18 protein-coding genes and 3 tRNA genes are annotated in these 17,785 nt (G+C 58.0%); 16 read left to right on the top strand and 5 right to left on the bottom strand.

Annotated features, from left to right (window positions below):
- Positions 1-26: 26 nt before the first annotated feature.
- The gene (gene sdiA / locus C1Y43_RS02940) at positions 27-749 is read left to right on the top strand and encodes a transcriptional regulator SdiA (protein WP_021508278.1); all 723 of its coding nucleotides are present in this window, start codon (positions 27-29) and stop codon (positions 747-749) included.
- A 124-nt stretch (positions 750-873) separates the two neighbouring features.
- Complete coding sequence (locus C1Y43_RS02935) at positions 874-1,485, top strand: acyl-homoserine-lactone synthase (protein WP_031279842.1); 612 nt, start codon at positions 874-876, stop codon at positions 1,483-1,485.
- Positions 1,486-1,516: 31 nt separating this feature from the next.
- On the opposite strand, the gene C1Y43_RS02930 is transcribed toward C1Y43_RS02935, so the two are convergent.
- Positions 1,517-1,744: a DUF2594 family protein gene (locus C1Y43_RS02930; protein ID WP_010616664.1), complete on the bottom strand. Its 228-nt coding sequence runs from the start codon at positions 1,742-1,744 to the stop codon at positions 1,517-1,519.
- A gap of 433 nt (positions 1,745-2,177) precedes the next feature.
- Between C1Y43_RS02930 and uvrY the strand changes: the two genes are divergently transcribed.
- The 6 genes from uvrY (at position 2,178) to C1Y43_RS02900 (ending at position 5,720) form a co-directional block, all read left to right on the top strand.
- Complete coding sequence (gene uvrY, locus C1Y43_RS02925; protein WP_021508277.1) at positions 2,178-2,837, top strand: UvrY/SirA/GacA family response regulator transcription factor; 660 nt, start codon at positions 2,178-2,180, stop codon at positions 2,835-2,837.
- A complete protein-coding gene (uvrC, locus tag C1Y43_RS02920) occupies positions 2,830-4,662 on the top strand; it encodes an excinuclease ABC subunit UvrC (protein ID WP_104186931.1) in 1,833 nt (610 codons plus the stop codon). The genes uvrY and uvrC overlap by 8 nt, the downstream gene beginning before the upstream one ends.
- Before the next feature lie 68 nt (positions 4,663-4,730).
- Complete coding sequence (pgsA, locus tag C1Y43_RS02915) at positions 4,731-5,279, top strand: CDP-diacylglycerol--glycerol-3-phosphate 3-phosphatidyltransferase (RefSeq protein WP_021508275.1); 549 nt, start codon at positions 4,731-4,733, stop codon at positions 5,277-5,279.
- Between the two features lie 151 nt (positions 5,280-5,430).
- A tRNA-Gly gene (locus C1Y43_RS02910) sits at positions 5,431-5,506 on the top strand.
- 43 nt (positions 5,507-5,549) lie between these two features.
- Positions 5,550-5,623 (top strand) — tRNA-Cys (locus C1Y43_RS02905).
- 11 nt (positions 5,624-5,634) lie between these two features.
- Positions 5,635-5,720 (top strand) — tRNA-Leu (locus tag C1Y43_RS02900).
- A gap of 112 nt (positions 5,721-5,832) precedes the next feature.
- Here the strand turns inward: C1Y43_RS02900 and C1Y43_RS23890 are convergent.
- Both C1Y43_RS23890 and C1Y43_RS02895 read right to left on the bottom strand, forming a co-directional pair.
- A complete protein-coding gene (locus C1Y43_RS23890) occupies positions 5,833-6,003 on the bottom strand; it encodes a hypothetical protein (RefSeq protein WP_058769590.1) in 171 nt (56 codons plus the stop codon).
- 110 nt (positions 6,004-6,113) lie between these two features.
- Positions 6,114-6,977, bottom strand: a complete 864-nt coding sequence (locus C1Y43_RS02895; RefSeq protein WP_104186929.1) for a helix-turn-helix domain-containing protein — start codon at positions 6,975-6,977, stop codon at positions 6,114-6,116.
- Positions 6,978-7,115: 138 nt separating this feature from the next.
- Here C1Y43_RS02895 and rclA point away from each other — a divergent pair, with 138 nt between their 5' ends.
- Positions 7,116-8,441: a reactive chlorine resistance oxidoreductase RclA gene (gene rclA / locus C1Y43_RS02890; protein WP_104186927.1), complete on the top strand. Its 1,326-nt coding sequence runs from the start codon at positions 7,116-7,118 to the stop codon at positions 8,439-8,441.
- 41 nt (positions 8,442-8,482) lie between these two features.
- Here rclA and C1Y43_RS02885 read toward each other — a convergent pair whose 3' ends face one another.
- Together C1Y43_RS02885 and C1Y43_RS02880 are read right to left on the bottom strand one after the other, a co-directional pair.
- Entirely contained in the window at positions 8,483-9,982 is a 1,500-nt protein-coding gene (locus tag C1Y43_RS02885) for a SulP family inorganic anion transporter (RefSeq protein WP_104186925.1), read from the bottom strand.
- A gap of 151 nt (positions 9,983-10,133) precedes the next feature.
- Positions 10,134-10,391 (bottom strand): biofilm/acid-resistance regulator YmgB/AriR, encoded by a 258-nt coding sequence (locus C1Y43_RS02880; RefSeq protein ID WP_021508271.1) that lies wholly within the window; start codon positions 10,389-10,391, stop codon positions 10,134-10,136.
- Between the two features lie 478 nt (positions 10,392-10,869).
- On the opposite strand from C1Y43_RS02880, the gene C1Y43_RS02875 reads away from it, so the two are divergent.
- The 7 genes from C1Y43_RS02875 to C1Y43_RS02845 all read left to right on the top strand — a co-directional run bounded on the left by C1Y43_RS02875 (position 10,870) and on the right by C1Y43_RS02845 (position 17,785).
- A complete protein-coding gene (locus C1Y43_RS02875; RefSeq protein WP_058769594.1) occupies positions 10,870-11,301 on the top strand; it encodes a MarR family winged helix-turn-helix transcriptional regulator in 432 nt (143 codons plus the stop codon).
- A gap of 2 nt (positions 11,302-11,303) precedes the next feature.
- Complete coding sequence (locus tag C1Y43_RS02870; RefSeq protein ID WP_104186923.1) at positions 11,304-12,989, top strand: MFS transporter; 1,686 nt, start codon at positions 11,304-11,306, stop codon at positions 12,987-12,989.
- Positions 12,986-14,077, top strand: a complete 1,092-nt coding sequence (locus C1Y43_RS02865; RefSeq protein WP_104186921.1) for an HlyD family secretion protein — start codon at positions 12,986-12,988, stop codon at positions 14,075-14,077. Before C1Y43_RS02870 ends, C1Y43_RS02865 begins: the two co-directional genes overlap by 4 nt.
- Positions 14,074-15,444: an efflux transporter outer membrane subunit gene (locus C1Y43_RS02860; protein WP_104186920.1), complete on the top strand. Its 1,371-nt coding sequence runs from the start codon at positions 14,074-14,076 to the stop codon at positions 15,442-15,444. Before C1Y43_RS02865 ends, C1Y43_RS02860 begins: the two co-directional genes overlap by 4 nt.
- A 236-nt stretch (positions 15,445-15,680) precedes the next feature.
- On the top strand, positions 15,681-16,070 hold the full coding sequence (locus C1Y43_RS02855) for a hypothetical protein (RefSeq protein ID WP_369974295.1): 390 nt from the start codon (positions 15,681-15,683) through the stop codon (positions 16,068-16,070).
- A 193-nt stretch (positions 16,071-16,263) separates the two neighbouring features.
- On the top strand, positions 16,264-16,995 hold the full coding sequence (locus tag C1Y43_RS02850) for a beta-ketoacyl synthase chain length factor (protein ID WP_104186917.1): 732 nt from the start codon (positions 16,264-16,266) through the stop codon (positions 16,993-16,995).
- Entirely contained in the window at positions 16,985-17,785 is an 801-nt protein-coding gene (locus C1Y43_RS02845; protein ID WP_104186915.1) for a 1-acyl-sn-glycerol-3-phosphate acyltransferase, read from the top strand. The genes C1Y43_RS02850 and C1Y43_RS02845 overlap by 11 nt, the downstream gene beginning before the upstream one ends.

Here is a 17,785-nt window from a genome sequence, read left to right as displayed (position 1 = left end):
AGGCGTGAAACAGCGCCAGGGCAATAATGACCATCGATAATTATTTCGTCTGGCGAGGCGAAACTGAAAAAGAATTTCAGGCGCTTTCCGAAGTGCTGCAATTGAAATCGCTGCTGCAAAAACATGTTGAGGCCCTTGGATTTGATGCTTTTGCCTTTTTGGTTCAGCATCCGGTGCCTTTTACCCGACCGCGTATTTTTCTCTTTAGCACCTATCCGCAGAGCTGGGTGAAACGCTACGAGAGTGAAAATTACTATGCGGTGGATCCGGTGTTAATGCTCTGCCAGCAGCCCGGTCGCGGCGTGGAGTGGACGCGTGATTTATTTACCGGCGCAGGCAATTTATGGGCAGAAGCCAATGCAGCAGGGCTGGTAAGTGGCTTTTCATGCTCGGCAATGGCGCTAAATCGTGCCATTGGTATATTATCTATAGCATCGCAACAACCCAGCCAGACCCAGCACAGACGCGTTGAGCTGGAGGTGCAACTGCACTTCCTGGCGGAACTGAGTTTGCGTGTGCTGGACCGTCTGAATGACGGCTCAATGGTGGTGTTATCGAATGATTTTAGTCAGCGCGAGCTGGAAATATTGAAATGGACAGCGGAGGGGAAAACCTCAGCCGAAATTTCCCTTATTCTGGCTATTTCTGAACACACGGTAAATTTTCACCAAAAGAATATGCAAAAGCGTTTTAATGTTTCCAATAAAACGCAGATTGCCTGTTATGCCGCAGCCATCGGCCTGATATAGCGAAAAGGCAACTACTAATTTTAGTAGTTCCTAAGCCGCAGTCAGTTGTCTACCCTGCGCCGGAAACTCCGCCAGGCTGGCGCTTAATAAATCATTGCAAACATGGGGATGTCAGGGGCGCATGATGAAAATAATTCAAACACAGCTAAAGGATATGCCGTCCTCTTTGCTGGCCGAGTTGGGCACCTATCGTTACAGCGTCTTTGCGCGTGGCGAGGGCTGGTCAATTCCGCCGCGACTCAGCACGCCGGGACAGGAGTACGATCGCTTCGATCGTTCCGATGTCACCTGGCTGATTGCCTGGACTGCGCGTCAGGGCATTTGTGGCTGCGCACGTCTGTTACCGTGGCACGAGCCGGAAGTGCCGGAGGGCATGGTGCTGCCTTTTGACCAGCAAAAAGTGTGGGAAATGTCGCGCTATTCGGCCCGCCTTGAAGTGGATGCCGAACTGCCGCTGAACATCTTATGGCATTCGGTACAGCTGGCAGAGCTGAGCGGGATGGAGTATTTGATCAGTTCGGCCACGCCGATGCTGGAGAAGATGTTTGAACAGCATCAGGTGGTGTACGAGCCGCTCTCGCCGGGACTGATTCAGTCAGAAGACAATCTGTTTGCCATTCGTATTCCGGTGCAGCAGCCGGCGCTGGCGGAGAAGTATCGCGGCACGCGTCGCTTCAGTCCGGAAGAAGTGCTGCCCTCGCTGGGCGTGTCGGTCAACTGGCAGTCACACAGCTAACGCCCCGCGCAGGATGCGCAGGGCACGCCGCTTACTGACGGTAGGCGGTTTTAATCTGGCGAATAGTGTTGCTGAACACCTCGGCCTGCGGTTTATCAGCCAGCGCGGACTGGACGTAGCGCTCCATGTTGATGATCACTTTACCGGCATCAGCCTGGCCCATGCCTTTCAGGATCAGCGTCACCATCATTTTCAGGCAGGCGACTTCATCCGCCAGCGCCTGGGTATCGCGCGATGTTACGAAATCTTCATCACTCATCATTATCTCCTTTGTGGAATGACCTTGTGCGCACACATTCTTCCCGTGCATAAAAAACAGAGTATATCATACGCTTGATGGAAGAATTTAGGCCACATCATCGACCCGCGCGCAGACGGTTAATTAATTGCGCCGTTCGTTATTTTTTGTGCGCAAAAAACTTCCACGGAAAGATTATTTTTAGGTGCTGCCGACGGAAAGAAGCGAAGGCGGGTTATAAATTATAACTTAATGATATTAGTCACATTTTAACAATTTTATTCCATTATGGTATTGCATCAGCTAAAAAAAACAATCACCGCTGCCTGCTATTTGACATGGGTCATTGGTTTTGAGATTTATCTGGCGCCCCTGATGTTCTTTCCACGCGAAACCCGGTAAGATAACGCCCCTGAAATATATTTTCCCCCACTAACCTGCGGAGTACGTCCCGTTGATCAGCCTGCTTCTTGTTGATGACCATGAACTGGTACGCGCCGGTATTCGTCGCATACTGGAAGATATGAAGGGACTGGTGATTGCCGGGGAAGTGGCCTGTGGTGAGGATGCGGTAAAATGGTGCCGCACACATCCTGTGGATGTGGTGCTGATGGACATGAACATGCCCGGCATTGGCGGACTGGAGGCGACGCGCAAAATCGTGCGCTTCAATCCGGATATCCGCATCATCATGCTGACTATCCACACCGAAAATCCCCTGCCAGCGAAAGTCATGCAGGCCGGTGCGGCAGGTTATCTCAGCAAAGGGGCGGCGCCGCAGGAAGTGGTCAGCGCCATTCGCTCGGTGCACGCTGGTCAGCGTTACATCGCCTCTGATATCGCTCAGCAGATGGCGCTGAGCCAGATTGAGCCGCAGCGCGCCGAATCACCGTTCAGTTGTTTGTCGGAAAGGGAATTGCAGATTATGCTGATGATTACCCGAGGGCAAAAGGTGACGGAGATTTCCGAGCAGCTTAACCTGAGCCCGAAAACCGTTAATAGCTATCGCTATCGGATGTTCAGCAAGTTGAACATCAGTGGTGACGTAGAGTTAACGCATCTGGCCATACGCCATGGCCTGTTCAATGCGGAGCCGTTAATCAGTAGTGAGTGACGTTTTCAATCCAAAAGCCTTTCTCAGCACCGTGACCAGTCAGCCCGGCGTCTACCGCATGTATGACGCGACAGGCACGGTGATCTATGTTGGTAAAGCCAAAGACCTCAAAAAACGCCTGAGCAGCTATTTCCGCACGCAGGTGGGGAGCCGTAAGACCGAAGTGCTGGTCAGCAACATCCATAATATTGATGTCACGGTCACCCATACGGAGACCGAAGCGCTGCTGCTGGAGCACAACTACATCAAGTTGTATCAGCCGCGCTACAACGTGCTGCTGCGCGACGATAAGTCGTACCCCTATATTTTCCTTAGCGGCGATCCGCATCCGCGCCTGGCGATGCACCGCGGTGCCAAACACGCCAAAGGTGAATACTTTGGTCCGTTTCCCAACGGCTATGCGGTGCGTGAAACTTTGGCGCTGCTGCAAAAGGTGTTTCCGATTCGCCAGTGCGAGAACAGCGTCTACCGCAACCGCTCGCGCCCGTGCCTGCAGTATCAGATTGGCCGTTGCCTCGGCCCCTGCGTCGCCGGCCTGGTGAGCGAAGAAGAATATGCGCAGCAAACCGACTATGTGCGGCTGTTTCTGGCCGGTAAAGACGATCAGGTAATTAATCAGCTGGTGCAGCGTATGGAGCAGGCCAGCGTGGGCCTGCGCTTCGAAGAGGCGGCGCGCCTGCGGGACCAGATTCAGGCGGTGCGGCGGATTACGGAGAAACAGTTCGTCTCCAATCAGGGCGATGATCTCGACGTGATGGGCGTGGCCTATGACGCCGGCATGGCCTGTCTGCACGTGCTGTTTATCCGGCAGGGCAAAGTGCTGGGCAGCCGCAGCTATTTCCCGAAAGTGCCCGCAGACACGGAACTCACCGAAGTGGTGCAGACGTTTGTCGGACAGTTTTATCTGCAGGGCAGCGAAGCGCGCACCTTACCGGCTGACATCCTGCTGGACTTCACTCTGCCTGAGCGGGAACTGCTGGCCGCATCGCTGAGCGAACTGGCCGGGCGCAAGGTCAGCATTCAGAGCAAACCGCGCGGCGACCGCGCGCGCTACCTGAAGCTGGCGCGCACCAATGCCGCTACGGCGCTGACGACGCGGCTGGCGCAGCACTCGACTATCCAGCAGCGTCTGGCGGCGCTGGCGACGTTCCTCAAACTGGAGCAGATTAACCGCATGGAGTGTTTCGACATCAGCCACACCTTGGGCGAACAGACCATCGCGTCCTGCGTGGTGTTCAACCGTGACGGCCCGCTGCGCGCTGACTATCGCCGCTACAACATTGAAGGAATCACCCCCGGTGATGACTACGCGGCGATGAATCAGGTGCTGCGCCGTCGTTACGGCAAGGCGCTGGAACCGGAAAAGATCCCGGATGTGATCCTGATCGATGGCGGTAAAGGGCAGCTGGCGCAGGCGCAGCAGGTGTTTGCGGAACTGGATGTGCCATGGGATAAAAACCGGCCGATTCTGCTCGGCGTGGCAAAAGGCAGCGACCGTAAAGCCGGCCTGGAAACGCTGTTCTTTGCGGCGGAAGGCGAGGGCGTTTCACTGCCGCCGGACTCGCCGGCGCTGCATGTTATCCAGCACATTCGTGACGACGCTCACAATCATGCAATTTCGGGCCACCGGAAAAAACGCGCCAAAGTGAAGAACACCAGCGCGCTGGAGAGCATCGAAGGCGTCGGACCCAAACGGCGTCAGCAGCTGCTGAAGTACATGGGCGGCCTGCAACCGCTGATGAATGCCAGCGTCGATGAGATCGCTAAAGTACCGGGTATCTCCTTCGCCCTGGCGGAAAAAATCTACTACTCGCTGAAACACTAACATTGAAACAGGGTGGGCAATGTAGGAACATACGTTAAATCCTACTCACACCAGACAGTTACTGGCATATGCAATTTAACATTCCGACATGTCTTACCCTGTTTCGAGTTGTTCTGATCCCGTTCTTCGTGCTGGCGTTCTATCTGCCATTTCACTGGGCTCCCTTCGCGACGGCGCTGCTGTTTGTCATTGCTGCGGTCACTGACTGGTTTGATGGCTTCCTCGCGCGTCGCTGGAAGCAGACAACACGTTTTGGAGCCTTTCTCGATCCGGTCGCTGACAAAGTGATGGTGGCGATGGCGCTGGTGCTGGTCGCCGAGTATTTCCACGCCTGGTGGATCACGCTGCCGGCCGCCACCATGATCGCGCGTGAAATCATTATCTCGGCCTTACGTGAGTGGATGGCGGAGATTGGCAAGCGCAGCAGCGTGGCGGTATCGTGGATTGGCAAAGTGAAGACCACGGCGCAGATGCTCTCGCTGGTAGCGCTGCTGTGGCGTCCGGACGCGACCGTAGTCGGCGTTGGCGTGGTGGCGTTGTACATCGCAGCGGTGCTGACTTTCTGGTCAATGTTCCAGTATTTAAGCGCGGCACGCGGCGATTTGCTCGATAGCTGATCGATGCGATTTAAAAAGCAGCAAACGGACGCAGTGTGTGGATAATTCTATTGACTCGTTGCGTCAGATAAGTAGAATGCATCGCATCGAACGGCAGCAAGGCTGCAAGAAGCTGAGTAAAATCAGCAAGTTCGGTGAAGCATAAGCAAATGCGGGAATAGCTCAGTTGGTAGAGCACGACCTTGCCAAGGTCGGGGTCGCGAGTTCGAGTCTCGTTTCCCGCTCCAGATATTGCAATACGTCGCAGACGGCTTGCACCTCAGATTAAAAGGCGCGTTGGCAGAGTGGCCATGCAGCGGATTGCAAATCCGTCCACCTCGGTTCGACTCCGGGACGCGCCTCCAGTTTACACCCTGCCCGGGTGGTGAAATCGGTAGACACAAGGGATTTAAAATCCCTCGGCTTATGGTCGTGCGGGTTCAAGTCCCGCCCCGGGCACCATATTTAATACCGAATAAAATCAAAGCAATAAGTAGCAATGTCGTGACCGCCCAAGGGCGGTTTTTTTGTGCCTGAAAAATAAAAACGGGACATAACGTCTGTCCCATTAATCTCAATCCTGTGGCTGGCCGACCGGGCCTTCGCCTTCGCTGGCGCCAGGTACTGACTGCTTGCTGGGCGCATGTGGACGTCCGTCACTGCCCACCGCATCGCTGTGTTGCATACAGCCGGCCAGGGTAACCAATGTCAGTGCCGCTAAGGCTGCTTTCATCAAACCACTCATCTTGCTCTCCTCCTGTTACGAACCGCGTAATCGTTAACGCACTGAGAAATAAGCAAAGCCACGAATCCGCCTTTACGCAAGCGAAGCGCGTACAGTTTTCTTCCTTACTCTTAGCAGTCCTGCGCCAGCGTTTCAACACGACGTCGGTATTCTCCCGGTGTGCAGCCAAACTCACGGACAAACGCTTTGTGAAAGGATGATTCGCTGGCGTAGCCGACGGCCAGAGCGATGTTGATTAACGGGGCTGTTTCGCGCGCCAGTCGCTGAGCGGCCAGTTGCAGACGAAGGGAGGTGAGCACGGCCAGCGGCGTGGTAGCGCTGAGCTGGCGGAACAGCAGCGCGAATGAGGCGCGGGACATAAACACTTGCTGAGCCATGGCTTCTACCGTCCACGGTCTTTCCGGCGCGGCGCACAGCTGGGTGATTAAAGGACCAAGCCGTGGATGCAGAGCGAGGGAGAGTAAGCCAGGTTGCGCTGCGTGAGTTGAAAGCCCATGACGCACCGCCAGTGTGAACAGGCTGCCAATCTGCTGGCTGCGAAGTGCGGCATCACCAGCAGCTGGCAGTGCGTCAGTACTCTGGGTGATGAACGGCAGCACCGCAGCCAGCCAGCGCCCATCGCTGCTTGTGGGGGCGGGTGCCAGCATTAGCACTTCGGGCAGGGCGGTGAGGAAAGCATGCGCCGACGCGGGCAGTTCCAGCAGGCCGCATACCAGTTGGGTTGGCTGCGTATGGCGCTGATAAATACGATGCGCGGCGTTTTGCGGCAGAAATATGACGCTGCCAGCAGGGAGTTTGACACCCGCAGTGACGGGCATATCCAGCATGACCGGGCCACCTGTGACCGTATGCCAGCGCACTGCGCACAGGTGCCCGGCGCTGTGCGGCAGTTGCCACTCACCACTCAGCACGCAGTTCTTATCTATGCTGCCCTGCGGGTTATGCAGCAGCAGCAGTTGACTCAATGGATCCATTTGTTTTTTCCCTTTTCCCTGAACTGCCCGCTTGATTCAGACGCAAAGACAAAAATACCAGCGTTGCGGCGAAATACGGCGCGGCAGCAAACCGTAAGCTTTGGGTGATGACTATTTTTGACGCTTATGGAGAACATCATGAACCATTATCAGGCAGCAATCATCGGATTTGGTAAAGCAGGTAAAACGCTGGCGGCGGCACTGGGGCGCGCCGGATGGCGTGTCGCGATCATCGAAAAATCCCGCGTAATGTATGGTGGCACCTGCATCAATGTTGGCTGTATCCCAACGAAAGCACTGGTACACGATGTGCAACATCATGCCAGTTTCAGCGATGCCATGCAGCGCAAAGCTGCAGTAGTGGAATTGTTGCGTGAGAAGAATTACCTCAACCTGGCCGCCATTGCGCAGGTCGATATCATTGATGGTGAGGCGGAATTTGTGGATGCCCACACGCTGAAAATCACCTCTTCGCAGCAGGTCAGCCAGATTCATGCTGAGCGTATTTTTATCAATAGCGGTGCCGAAGCGGTGTTTCCCGCACTGGAAGGCTTAGTTGCCGGACCGCGCGTGGTTGACAGCAGCGGTATCCTGAATTTAACGCAACTGCCGCAGCGGCTGGGGATCCTCGGCGGCGGTTATATTGGCGTTGAGTTTGCTTCCATGTTTGCCGGTTTTGGCAGCGAAGTGACGTTGTTTGAAAGTGCACCGCAATTTCTGGCGCGGGAAGATGATGATATCAGTGCGGCGATAGCCGGGATCCTGCAGGAGCAGGGCGTTAAGATCGAGCTCAACACTGCATTACAGCGTGTGACCAGCGGTCACGACAGCGTGACGCTGCATACCGCACAGGGCGATCGTGAAGTCGATGTGCTGCTGGTCGCCACGGGCCGTCGCCCGGCGACGAAGGCACTGAAACTGGAAAACGCGGGAGTGGTGACCGATGCGCGCGGTGCGGTGCGCGTCGATAAACAGCTTAAAACTTCCGTGGATCATATCTGGGCGCTGGGCGATGTGACCGGCGGACCACAGTTTACTTATATTTCGCTTGATGATTTCCGCATCGTTTACGATCAGTTGCTGGGTAAGGGTACGCGCACCACCGAAGACCGCGTTAACATCCCATATTCCGTGTTTATGACGCCTGTGTTATCACGCATTGGTTTGACTGAAGCGCAGGCGCGCGCGCAGGGGCGGGATATTCAGGTGGTGACACTGCCGGTCGCCGCGATTCCGCGTGCGCGCGTTGTTGACGATACCCGTGGCATGCTCAAAGCCGTGGTTGATAATGGCAGCCAGCAGATTCTCGGCGTGGCGCTGCTGGCAGCGGACTCGCATGAAGTCATTAACATCGTGAAAACGGTAATGGATGCCGGGCTGCCGTATAGCGTGCTGCGTGACCAGATTTTTACCCACCCAACCATGAGCGAATCGCTCAATGATCTGTTTGCCCTGGTAAAATAATGCCGAACAGGACGCCCGCACCGGGCGTCCCTATCGCACATCTAGCCGAGATTGCCGCTGAGGCGATCGCGGAAATCGCTGCTGCGGTTATCCAGGCCGGTGAAGGTGACGCTGGCGCCGTGCCGCTGGTAGCGGTACTCAATGGCGTCGAGCGCCGCCACGCTGGAGGCATCCCAAATCTGCGCGTGGGTCAAATCGATGGTGACGCGCTGCGGATCGTGGCTGTAGTCAAAATGCTCAAACAGATCGTTGCTGCTGGCGAAAAACAGCGGGCCACGTACCGTGTAGTGCACCTGCTCGCCATCGTCACTCAGCTGACGTTCGGCATGGATCACGTGAGCGATGCGGCGGGCAAACAGCATCATGGCCAGCATCACGCCCACCAGCACGCCAAGCGCGAGGTTACCGGTCCACACCGTGACGGCGACGGTCAGCACCATCACCAGCGTTTCCGACCACGGCATGCGTTTCAGCGTGGCCGGCTGCAGGCTGTGCCAGTTCACGGTTTTTACCGCGACCACCATCATAATGCCCGCCAGCACCACCATCGGAATCTGCGCCATGATCTGGCTCAGACCGGTGACCAGCAACAGCAGCACCAGCGCTGCGGCCACGGTGGACACCCGGGTACGCGCCTTGCCCAGCTCAACGTTGACAATGGTCTGGCCGATCATCGCGCAGCCGGCGATACCGCCGTAAAACCCTGCCAGAATATTGCCGACGCCCAGCGCCCAGGATTCACGCCGCTTGCCGGAAGGCGTATCGGTCATGTCATCCACCAGTTTGGCGGTCAGCAGGGATTCCATCAGGCCGACGAAGGCGACCGACAGCGCGGTGGGCCAGACAATCTGCAGCGTGTGCAGATTAAGCGGCACCAGTAGGGTATTGAAATCCGGCAGGCCGGCGCGCATTGGCCCTTCATCGCCGACGTTGGGCACGCGATAGCCCAGCAGCAGCGCGACAGCGGTGACAGCCACGATAGCCACCAGCGGCGAAGGCACGCTTTTAAGCACTTTGGGCAGCAGCAGCACGATGGCCAGCGTGGCGGCGAACAGCAGCCACACCAGGCCGGACTGGCCCCAGACGTGCGGCACCTGCGCAAAGAAAATCAGTATACCCAGCGCGTTAACGAAGCCGATCATCACCGAGCGCGGAATATAGCGCATCATGCGCGACAGCCCGGCAAGGCCGAAAATGATTTGAATCATACCGCCGAGGATCACTGCCGGCAGAATGTACTCCACGCCATGCGCGTGCACCATTGGTCCGATCACCAGCGCGACGGAACCGGCCGCCGCGGTGACCATTGCTGGCCGTCCTCCCAGAATCGACAGCGTCAGGCACAGCACCACCGAAGCGACAAGGCTGACTTTAGGGTCGACGCCGGCAATCACGGAAAACGAAATCACTTCCGGTATCAGCGCCAGGGCGGTAATCACCCCGGCCAGGCACTCGCGGGTGAAAAGAGAGGGGGAACGCAGCACACGTGCGACCGTGATGTCGCTCGCTGTGGCAGCGGGGCGATCGGCAGTTTGACTCATCTGTTGCAGGCTCTTTTATTGGATGCGCATGCCGTCACGGCATAGCAATATTTAATGGAAAAGTTAACGCTGGCGATGTTACCGGGGGATGACGCGAGGCGCCAGTAAAACGGGGCGATAAGGTTGATTCCATCCCTGGAATCCGCTGCGGCTACAGCGAAAAATCATCCGGGGTCTGGTGAACCACCAGTTCCAGCAGGTGACGGTAGACATCCAGCTGGACGACATCGGCTTCCTGCTCCAGCCGGCCAATCAGGGCGGCAATAATGGCCTTATTGGTCACCGGCATACCGCTGTGCAGGATTTCAGCAATCAGATGGCCTAAGACTTCCATCTCATTGGTTTCACTGTTAACGGCCTGTTTGAAATTGTCAGCGATGGCATCGCTGCTATTGACGGCATTTTGCATGTGTAAGCCCTTAAGATTGGCTGATGGCCCAGCGGCCAGCACAACCAGGATGAAATATTTCCGCGCGGACAGGCGCGAAAAACCTGACTCACCACCCAACACAAAAAGACACCTCTGAAGGTGGAAATCCACAACACCTTCAGAGGCGACGCAACTGCATCATTCGTTACCGAATCGTTAACCGATTCATGGCGGCTAAAGTTATACAGTAACCCCTAATCTGTACAAGCGGCGGCTTGTGCATTTCGTGCTTATCAGGCTAATTTACTCAATATTATAGAGTATTTTGCCGAAAAAAGTTATACAGGCAAGCTGTACACACGACCTGACCGGGCCTTTCCGCGACTTAAGTGAAACTGGTAATCTGCACGCAGCACGACTAAATTTGCTGATGTAAGCAAACTTTTCATTCGCACGTCGCTTAGCTTATAATAACCTTCCCATTTAGTTAGAACTCTAACCATTAGGCCGCTACGCTTTGACTGACCATCCACAACCGTTCTCCCGTCTGTTGCATCTTACTGCCCATGCGTGGCGGCTGGCGGTTGATCGCCGCCTGAAAGAGAGCGGTTTGAGTATGAGTAGCTGGCTGGCAATTGCCAGCGTGGCGACCGCCAGTGAACCGCCGACGCAAAAGGCGCTGGCACAGCTATTGGGGCTGGAGGAAGCCAGTGTAGTGCCGCTGGTCGATCGGCTGGTGAAACAGCAGCTGCTGGCACGGGTGCAGCCAAAGGAAGATCGTCGCAAGCGCCTGCTGGTGTTAACCGAGCAGGGCGGCGAGGCGTTCGCTACGGTGAAAACGCAAGCGGATGCGCTGCGCGCCCAGCTGCTGGCCGATATCGATCCCGCCGCGCTGGCAGTGACCGAAAACGTGTTGCAGCAGCTGCTTGAACGCTTAGGAAACGTATAGCCGTGGCGAAACGTAACCCGTATGCGCCTCGCGAATGGCTGCCGCACGAAAAGCCGATGCTGCCGGGATCGCCCTCGACACCGCTGCATGCGCCATCGAAACGCATCGCGTTTGGTCTGATCGGCCTGCTGATCTCCATTACCGGCGCGCTGAGTAATGCGCTGGTGACCGCCAACCTCACCAATCTGCAGGGCACCTTCGCCGCGTACAGCAACGAAATCGCCTGGCTGCCGGCGGTCTACGTGATGGGCAATATCTCCATTAATCTGTTGCTGGTGAAGTTCCGCCAGCAGTTTGGTCTGCGGCTGTTTACCGAAGCTTTTCTGGTGCTGTACGTCATCGTGGCGTTTTTTCACATCCTCGCTAACGATCTCAGCTCGGCGATTATCGTGCGTACCGCACACGGCATGGTGGGCGCGGCGCTCAGCTCGCTGGGCATCTATTATCAGATCCAGGCCTGGCCGGCGAAGCACCGTCTCAAAGCGCTGGTGATTGGTATCACCGCCTCACAGCTGGCGATTCCGCTGGCGCGGCTGTTCTCCAGCGAGCTGCTGCAGCTGGAGGAGTGGCGCGGCCTCTATCTGTTTGAGCTGGGCCTGGCGATGATTGCGCTGGGCTGCGTGCTGGTGGTCAAGCTGCCGCCGGGCGACCGTATCAAAGCGTTCGAAAAGCTCGATTTCGTCACCTTTATGCTGCTGGCACCGGGCATGGCGTTATTGTGTGGCGTGCTGTCACTCGGGCGCATTGAGTGGTGGTTCAGCACACCCTGGCTTGGTGTCTGTCTGGCGCTGGCGCTGGTGCTGATTGTCGCGGCGGTGGTGCTGGAGCATAACCGCGCTAACCCGCTGATTAACACCCGCTGGCTGAGCAATGGCATGATCGTGCGGCTCGGCATCGTGATGATCATGATGCGCATCGTGCTGGCCGAGCAGAATACCGGCGCGGTGGGCTTTCTGCAGCAGCTGGGCCTGCTCAACGATCAGATGCGCGGGCTGGCGCTGGCGATCATTGCGGGCGTGATCTGCGGCATGATTGCCAGCGCGCTGACCATCAAACCCAACCATCTGAGCTGGCCAATCGTGGTCTCGCTGGCCGTAATGATTGTCGCCTCGCTGATGGATGCGCAATCCAGCCCGGTAACGCGCGCCAGCAATCTCTACTTCAGCCAGTTTCTGCTCGGTTTCAGCAGTGCTTTTTTCCTTGGGCCAGCGATGCTGCTTGGCATCGGCGGCGTGGTGACTCAGCCGAAAAATCTGGTGAGTTTTGTCGTGCTGTTTGGCATGAGCCAGAATCTTGGCGGGCTGATTGGCTCCGCCATTCTCGGCACCTTCCAGACGTGGCGTGAAAAATATCACTCCAGCCTGCTGGGCGATCAGCTGTCGCTGCTCGATCCCAATGTGGTGGATCGCCTCAGCCAGTACAGCGCGCTGTTTCGCAGCCAGCTGGCGGACAGCGGCCTGCTCAGCGCGCAGAGCAGCAGTCAGCTGCAAACCGTGGCCACGCTGCAGGCCAACGTGCTGGCTTATAACGATACCTATTTACTGACCGCCGCGCTGGCAATGATAACGCTGATGTGGGTGCTGTGGCGCCTGACGCGGCTGCGTTATCTTAACTGGCGCCAGGCGCGACATAATCTGACTGAGCAACAGCAGCAGGCTGCGCCAGCAAACCGAACGGAGACCCCATGAGTCAACAGGACGATCTACAGGCTGCGGAGCGCGAGCGCACCAACCGCCGACGCATTCTCTCTATCGCCGCCGGGAGCGGTATCGCCATCGTGGGCGTGCTGGTGATTTTATACGCCTGGCAGCTATGGCCCTTTACCAGCACTATCCAGTCAACGGAAAACGCCTATGTGCGCGGCCAGGTGACCTTTATTAGCCCGCAGGTCAGCGGCTACCTGACGAACGTTGAGGTAGTTGATTTGCAGCCGGTGCGCAAAGGACAGCTGCTGATGACCATTGACGATCGTATCTATCGCCAGCGCGTGCATCAGGCGCAGGCACAGCTGGCGATGAAGATTGCCGCGCATAATAACAACCAGCAGCAGCAGAAGAGTGCGGAGGCCACTATCGCCAGCAATAAAGCCGCGCTGGAGAATGCCAAAGCGCAGGCGCTGAAAAGCAGTCTGGATTTGAAGCGGGTGGAAAATCTGGCGGCGGATGGCTCGCTGTCGGTACGCGAGCGTGACGCCGCGCGCGCAGCCAATGCGCAGGCTCAGGCCCAGCTGCGCCAGGCGGCGGCGCAGGTGGCGGTCTCGCAGCAGAATCTGCAAACCACCATCGTCAACCGCGCGGCGCTGGCCGGCGACGTAGCCAGCGCGCAGGCGGCACTGGAGCTGGCCAATATCGATCTGGACAATACGCGCATTATCGCGCCGGACAGCGGCCAGCTCGGTCAGCTGTCGGTGCGCAAAGGCACCTACGTTACTGCCGGCACGCGGCTGACCTCGGTGGTGCCGGATAATAAATGGGTGATCGCCAACCTGAAGGAAACCCAGCTGGCGCGCGTGCGCCCCGGCCTGCCGGTGTCGATCCGCGTTGATGCGCTGGACGGCAAGCGCTTTGACGGCCGCGTTGAGTTTATCTCGCCCGCCGCCGGATCTGAGTTCAGCGCTATCTCGCCAGATAACGCCACCGGTAACTTCGTGAAAATCGCCCAGCGTATCCCGGTGCGCATCAAAATTCTTGGTGATGAACTGCAGCAGCTGCGGCCGGGGATGTCGGTGGAAGTCGACATTGATACCGCCGCCGAACCACACCGGGATGCGTTATGAAGCGGCCGTTACTCGCGGTGCTCATCGCGCTGCTGCTGACCGGCTGCGCCCGCGAAGTGGAGCAGGCCCCGTCGTCGCTGCCGATTCCGCCCGGCTGGCGCCAGCAGGTCGGGCCCGCCGCCGCGCCGGAAGCGCAGTGGTGGCGCAGCTTTGGTGATGATCGCCTCAACTGGCTGGTGAACCAGGCGCTGCAGCACAACAGCGATATTCTCATTGCCCGGTCGCGCGTCGATCAGTATCGCGCCGAGCTGCGCGCTGCGCAGGGCGATAATTTCCCGACGCTGTCGGCGGGCGTGGCGGCAACCCATCAGCGTGCGCTGTCGGCGGCAACCGGCCAGCCGTACGAAAGTGCAGTATTTCAGGGACTGCTGCAGGCCAATTATGAGGTCGATTTATGGGGCAGCCGCAGCAACAGCATTCGCGCGGCAGAAGCCACGCTGGCGGCGCAGCGCGCGGCGGCCTCGGCGGCTGAATTGACGGTGGCCAGTTCGGTCGCGTCCGGTTACCTCAGCCTGTGCGCGCTCGACGAGCAGCTGCGCGTCACCAAGGCCACGCTGGAAACGCGGCAGAACTCGCTGAACCTGGCGCAGCGTCAGTTCGAAACCGGCTATACCTCGCGGCTGGAATGGATGCAGGCGGCGTCGGAGTATCAGACGGCGAAAGCGCAAATTCCTCAGCTGCAGCATCAGATCGCCCAGCAGGAGAACGCGCTCAGCATTCTGGTCGGCATGAATCCGCGCCAGATCGCGCGCAGCAGCCAGTTCGACCAGCTGCGACCCCACGCACTGCCGGCGCTGCTGCCGTCGCAGCTGCTGAATCGCCGGCCTGACATTGTCCAGGCGCAGCGCCTGCTACTGGCGAGCGATGCGTCGCTGGCGGCGGCACAGGCACAGCTGCTGCCATCGCTCAACCTGACGGCGTCCGGCACGCTGCAGAGCAGCCAGCTACACGATCTGCTGGATAATCCGTTCCGCCTGTGGAGCATCGGCGGCAGCGTGCTGGCACCGCTGCTCAACCGCGAAGCCCTGACCGCGCAGGTGGATGTGGCGATGGCGTCGCGCAACCAGGCGCTGTACGGCTACGAAAGGGTGGTGCGCAACGCCTTTGCCGAGGTGGATAACGCACTGGATGCCATCACGCGCAGCCAGCAGCAGCTGACGGAACTGCAGGCGCAGGAACGCTACGTTGCCGAGGCGTGGCGGATTGCGCGCAACCGTTATCAGAATGGCTATGCGTCCTATCTCGATGAGCTTGATGCGCAGCGCACGCTGTTCAGCACCCAGCTGAATATTGTGGCGGTGAAAAACACGCTGCTGCTGGCGCAAATCGATCTCTACCGCGCACTTGGTGGCGGCTGGCAGGGTTGATCATCACGCCGCAGCCGCCTGGCTGCGGTCATAAATGACGTCTAAAGCCCGTTCACCCCGCTTTCACAACAGCACCAGCCCGAACTTAAGTGGTTCATGCTTTTTTTTACTTGTCTTTACAATTAGTGGTATTATCCGCGGCGCTTTACACAGTCTGAACGGAACTATGCAGGGGTTATTGCCTGCACGGCCGCGTGGTTGCGCGGCTTGCCATGACAGGGGAAGAAAAGGAAATGATGAATAAAAAAGCCACGCTGGTACTGTTGGTTGCAGCGGTATTAATCACCGGCTGTGCATCGCGCACGGCACCGATCCAGAACGTCAGCCAGACGGTCGCACAGAGCTACAGCGATCAGCAGATGCAGCGCGCTATTGTGGAAGCTGGCGCGGCCAATCACTGGGTGATCTCACCGGCGGGTCCGGGCGTGATGAATGGTCTGCTGGCAGAACGCGGCCACACGGCGAATATCCGTATCACCTACACTGCTAACAGCTACCGCATTGATTACGTCAGCAGCACCAATCTGAAAGCAGGCAGTGGCCAGATTCACCGTAACTACAACCGCTGGATTCAGAACCTGAACCAGGGCATCCAGACCCGTCTGGCGGTGCAGGCGGTAAAATAAGTCATCACGCGCGCCGCTAACAGTTAATCGTAAAGTTAGCCGGCACGCTGCCGAAATAGAAACAGGCGGACCCGATGTCCGCCTGAGAACTCGGCGACATCCGCGTGAGGCGGATGACTGGAATAGAGAGCAGGGAAGGGATGCCGCGCAGCGAAAATCTGACCATCCCTGAGGCTGAAGAAAGAATGCAGGTATGAAACTCGCTTACTCCCTTGTTGACTGGCATGCCATCGCGCCGGGCCACAGCAGCGCCGACGACTGGCAGCGCTGGGCGCAACACGCGCCGGTACTGGATGCCTGCCTGGCTATCGCCAAACCTCAGTTTTTACCGATGATGACTGCCCGTCGTCTCAGCCCCGGCAGCCGTGCCGCCGTTGAGTGCGGCCTTGCGCTGCTGGCCCGACAGTCGGTTGACGCCGTGGTATTTACCAGCCGCCATGGCGAACTGGAACGCAATCTGCGTATTCTGCGTACGCTCGCGGACGGCCAGCCGCTATCCCCCACCGACTTCGCGATGTCCGTGCACAACTCGGCGGTCGGCAGCCTGACCATCGCCGCACGTCAGCCATTGGTGTCATCGTCAATTTCTGCTGGCATCGACAGCTTCCAGCAGGGCCTGCTTGAGGTTACCACGCTGCATCAGGCCGGTTACCAGCAGGTGCTGCTGGTGGATTTTGACGGGCTGGTGCCCGACTACTACCGTCCGTGGCTGCCGGAGATCGATACCTTTAATGCACCCTACGCGGTTGCGCTGCTGCTGCGCGCCGGCGAAGCGTGGCGCTGTACGGCGACCGCCGCCCGCGCTCAGCCCGATGCGCTGCCGCAGAGCCTGCAGTTTCTGCATGCGATGCTGAGCGAAACGGCGGATTTCACCCTGGCCGGCGAGCGTCATCAGTGGCGCTGGGAGCGTGCTCATGGCGGATAACGCTATGCCGATGCGCCAGCGGCGCGGTGGCTACTATTACTGGCGGCTGGTGATGACCGCGCTTTGCTTTAGCCTGTTCAGCATTGGCGGTCTGTTGCTGTCGCTGATCTGGTTCAACCTGCTGCTGCTGATTCAGCGTGACGGTCTGCGCCGGCGGCAGATCGCGCGCCGCAGCATTGCGTGGAGCTTTCGCTGCTTTCTGCGCTTCTGCCGTTTTGTCGGCGTGTATGACTATCAGATGCTGGGCGCAGAAGCGCTGCGTCAGGATCGCGGCTGCCTGATTGTCGCTAACCATCCGTCGCTGATCGATTACGTGATGATCGCCTCGCTGTTACCCGAGATGGATTGCCTGGTGAAGGCCGACCTGCAGCACAACATTTTCTTCCGCGGCGTTATTAAATCAGCCGATTACCTGATTAACAGCGAGGCGGAGACGCTACTGCCGGATAGCCAGCAGCGGCTGGCACGCGGCGATACCATTCTGATTTTCCCCGAAGGGACGCGCACCCGCTACGGCCAGCCGCTGCAACTGCAGCGCGGTGCGGCAAATATTGCGGTGCGCGCCGGATGCGATCTGCGCGTGATTCATATCACCTGTACCCAGCGTATGCTCGACAAGCAAAGCCGCTGGTATCAGATTCCGCTGGTTAAACCGGTTTTTACGGTACGCGTACAATCGCGTATTGCCAGCCACGCCTTTCACGAAGCGGATGAGGATGCGCAGCCGCTGGCCGCGCGCCGTTTGACGCGTTATCTGCAACAGGCGCTGGTGCCTGAAGAGACAAAGTAA

The sequence above is a fragment of the Pantoea sp. ICBG 828 genome, from assembly GCF_002928355.1.
Classification (GTDB): Bacteria; Pseudomonadota; Gammaproteobacteria; order Enterobacterales; family Enterobacteriaceae; genus Pantoea; species Pantoea dispersa.
The sequence above is the reverse complement of the archived record's forward strand: the minus strand, read 5'-3'. Positions and strand labels throughout refer to the sequence as shown.

What these genes read in the sequence shown, in the direction of transcription:
- C1Y43_RS02865 (WP_104186921.1), top strand. Translation starts at nt 12,986, where the DNA reads ATGAGTCAACAGGACGATCTACAGGCTGCGGAGCGCGAGCGCACCAAC.
- C1Y43_RS02860 (WP_104186920.1), top strand. Translation starts at nt 14,074, where the DNA reads ATGAAGCGGCCGTTACTCGCGGTGCTCATCGCGCTGCTGCTGACCGGC.
- pgsA (WP_021508275.1), top strand. Translation starts at nt 4,731, where the DNA reads ATGCAATTTAACATTCCGACATGTCTTACCCTGTTTCGAGTTGTTCTG.
- C1Y43_RS02930 (WP_010616664.1), bottom strand. Translation starts at nt 1,744, where the DNA reads ATGAGTGATGAAGATTTCGTAACATCGCGCGATACCCAGGCGCTGGCG.
- C1Y43_RS02935 (WP_031279842.1), top strand. Translation starts at nt 874, where the DNA reads ATGAAAATAATTCAAACACAGCTAAAGGATATGCCGTCCTCTTTGCTG.
- C1Y43_RS02885 (WP_104186925.1), bottom strand. Translation starts at nt 9,982, where the DNA reads ATGAGTCAAACTGCCGATCGCCCCGCTGCCACAGCGAGCGACATCACG.
- C1Y43_RS02845 (WP_104186915.1), top strand. Translation starts at nt 16,985, where the DNA reads ATGGCGGATAACGCTATGCCGATGCGCCAGCGGCGCGGTGGCTACTAT.
- rclA (WP_104186927.1), top strand. Translation starts at nt 7,116, where the DNA reads ATGAACCATTATCAGGCAGCAATCATCGGATTTGGTAAAGCAGGTAAA.
- C1Y43_RS02850 (WP_104186917.1), top strand. Translation starts at nt 16,264, where the DNA reads ATGAAACTCGCTTACTCCCTTGTTGACTGGCATGCCATCGCGCCGGGC.
- C1Y43_RS02880 (WP_021508271.1), bottom strand. Translation starts at nt 10,391, where the DNA reads ATGCAAAATGCCGTCAATAGCAGCGATGCCATCGCTGACAATTTCAAA.
- sdiA (WP_021508278.1), top strand. Translation starts at nt 27, where the DNA reads ATGACCATCGATAATTATTTCGTCTGGCGAGGCGAAACTGAAAAAGAA.
- C1Y43_RS02855 (WP_369974295.1), top strand. Translation starts at nt 15,681, where the DNA reads ATGAATAAAAAAGCCACGCTGGTACTGTTGGTTGCAGCGGTATTAATC.
- C1Y43_RS23890 (WP_058769590.1), bottom strand. Translation starts at nt 6,003, where the DNA reads ATGAGTGGTTTGATGAAAGCAGCCTTAGCGGCACTGACATTGGTTACC.
- C1Y43_RS02895 (WP_104186929.1), bottom strand. Translation starts at nt 6,977, where the DNA reads ATGGATCCATTGAGTCAACTGCTGCTGCTGCATAACCCGCAGGGCAGC.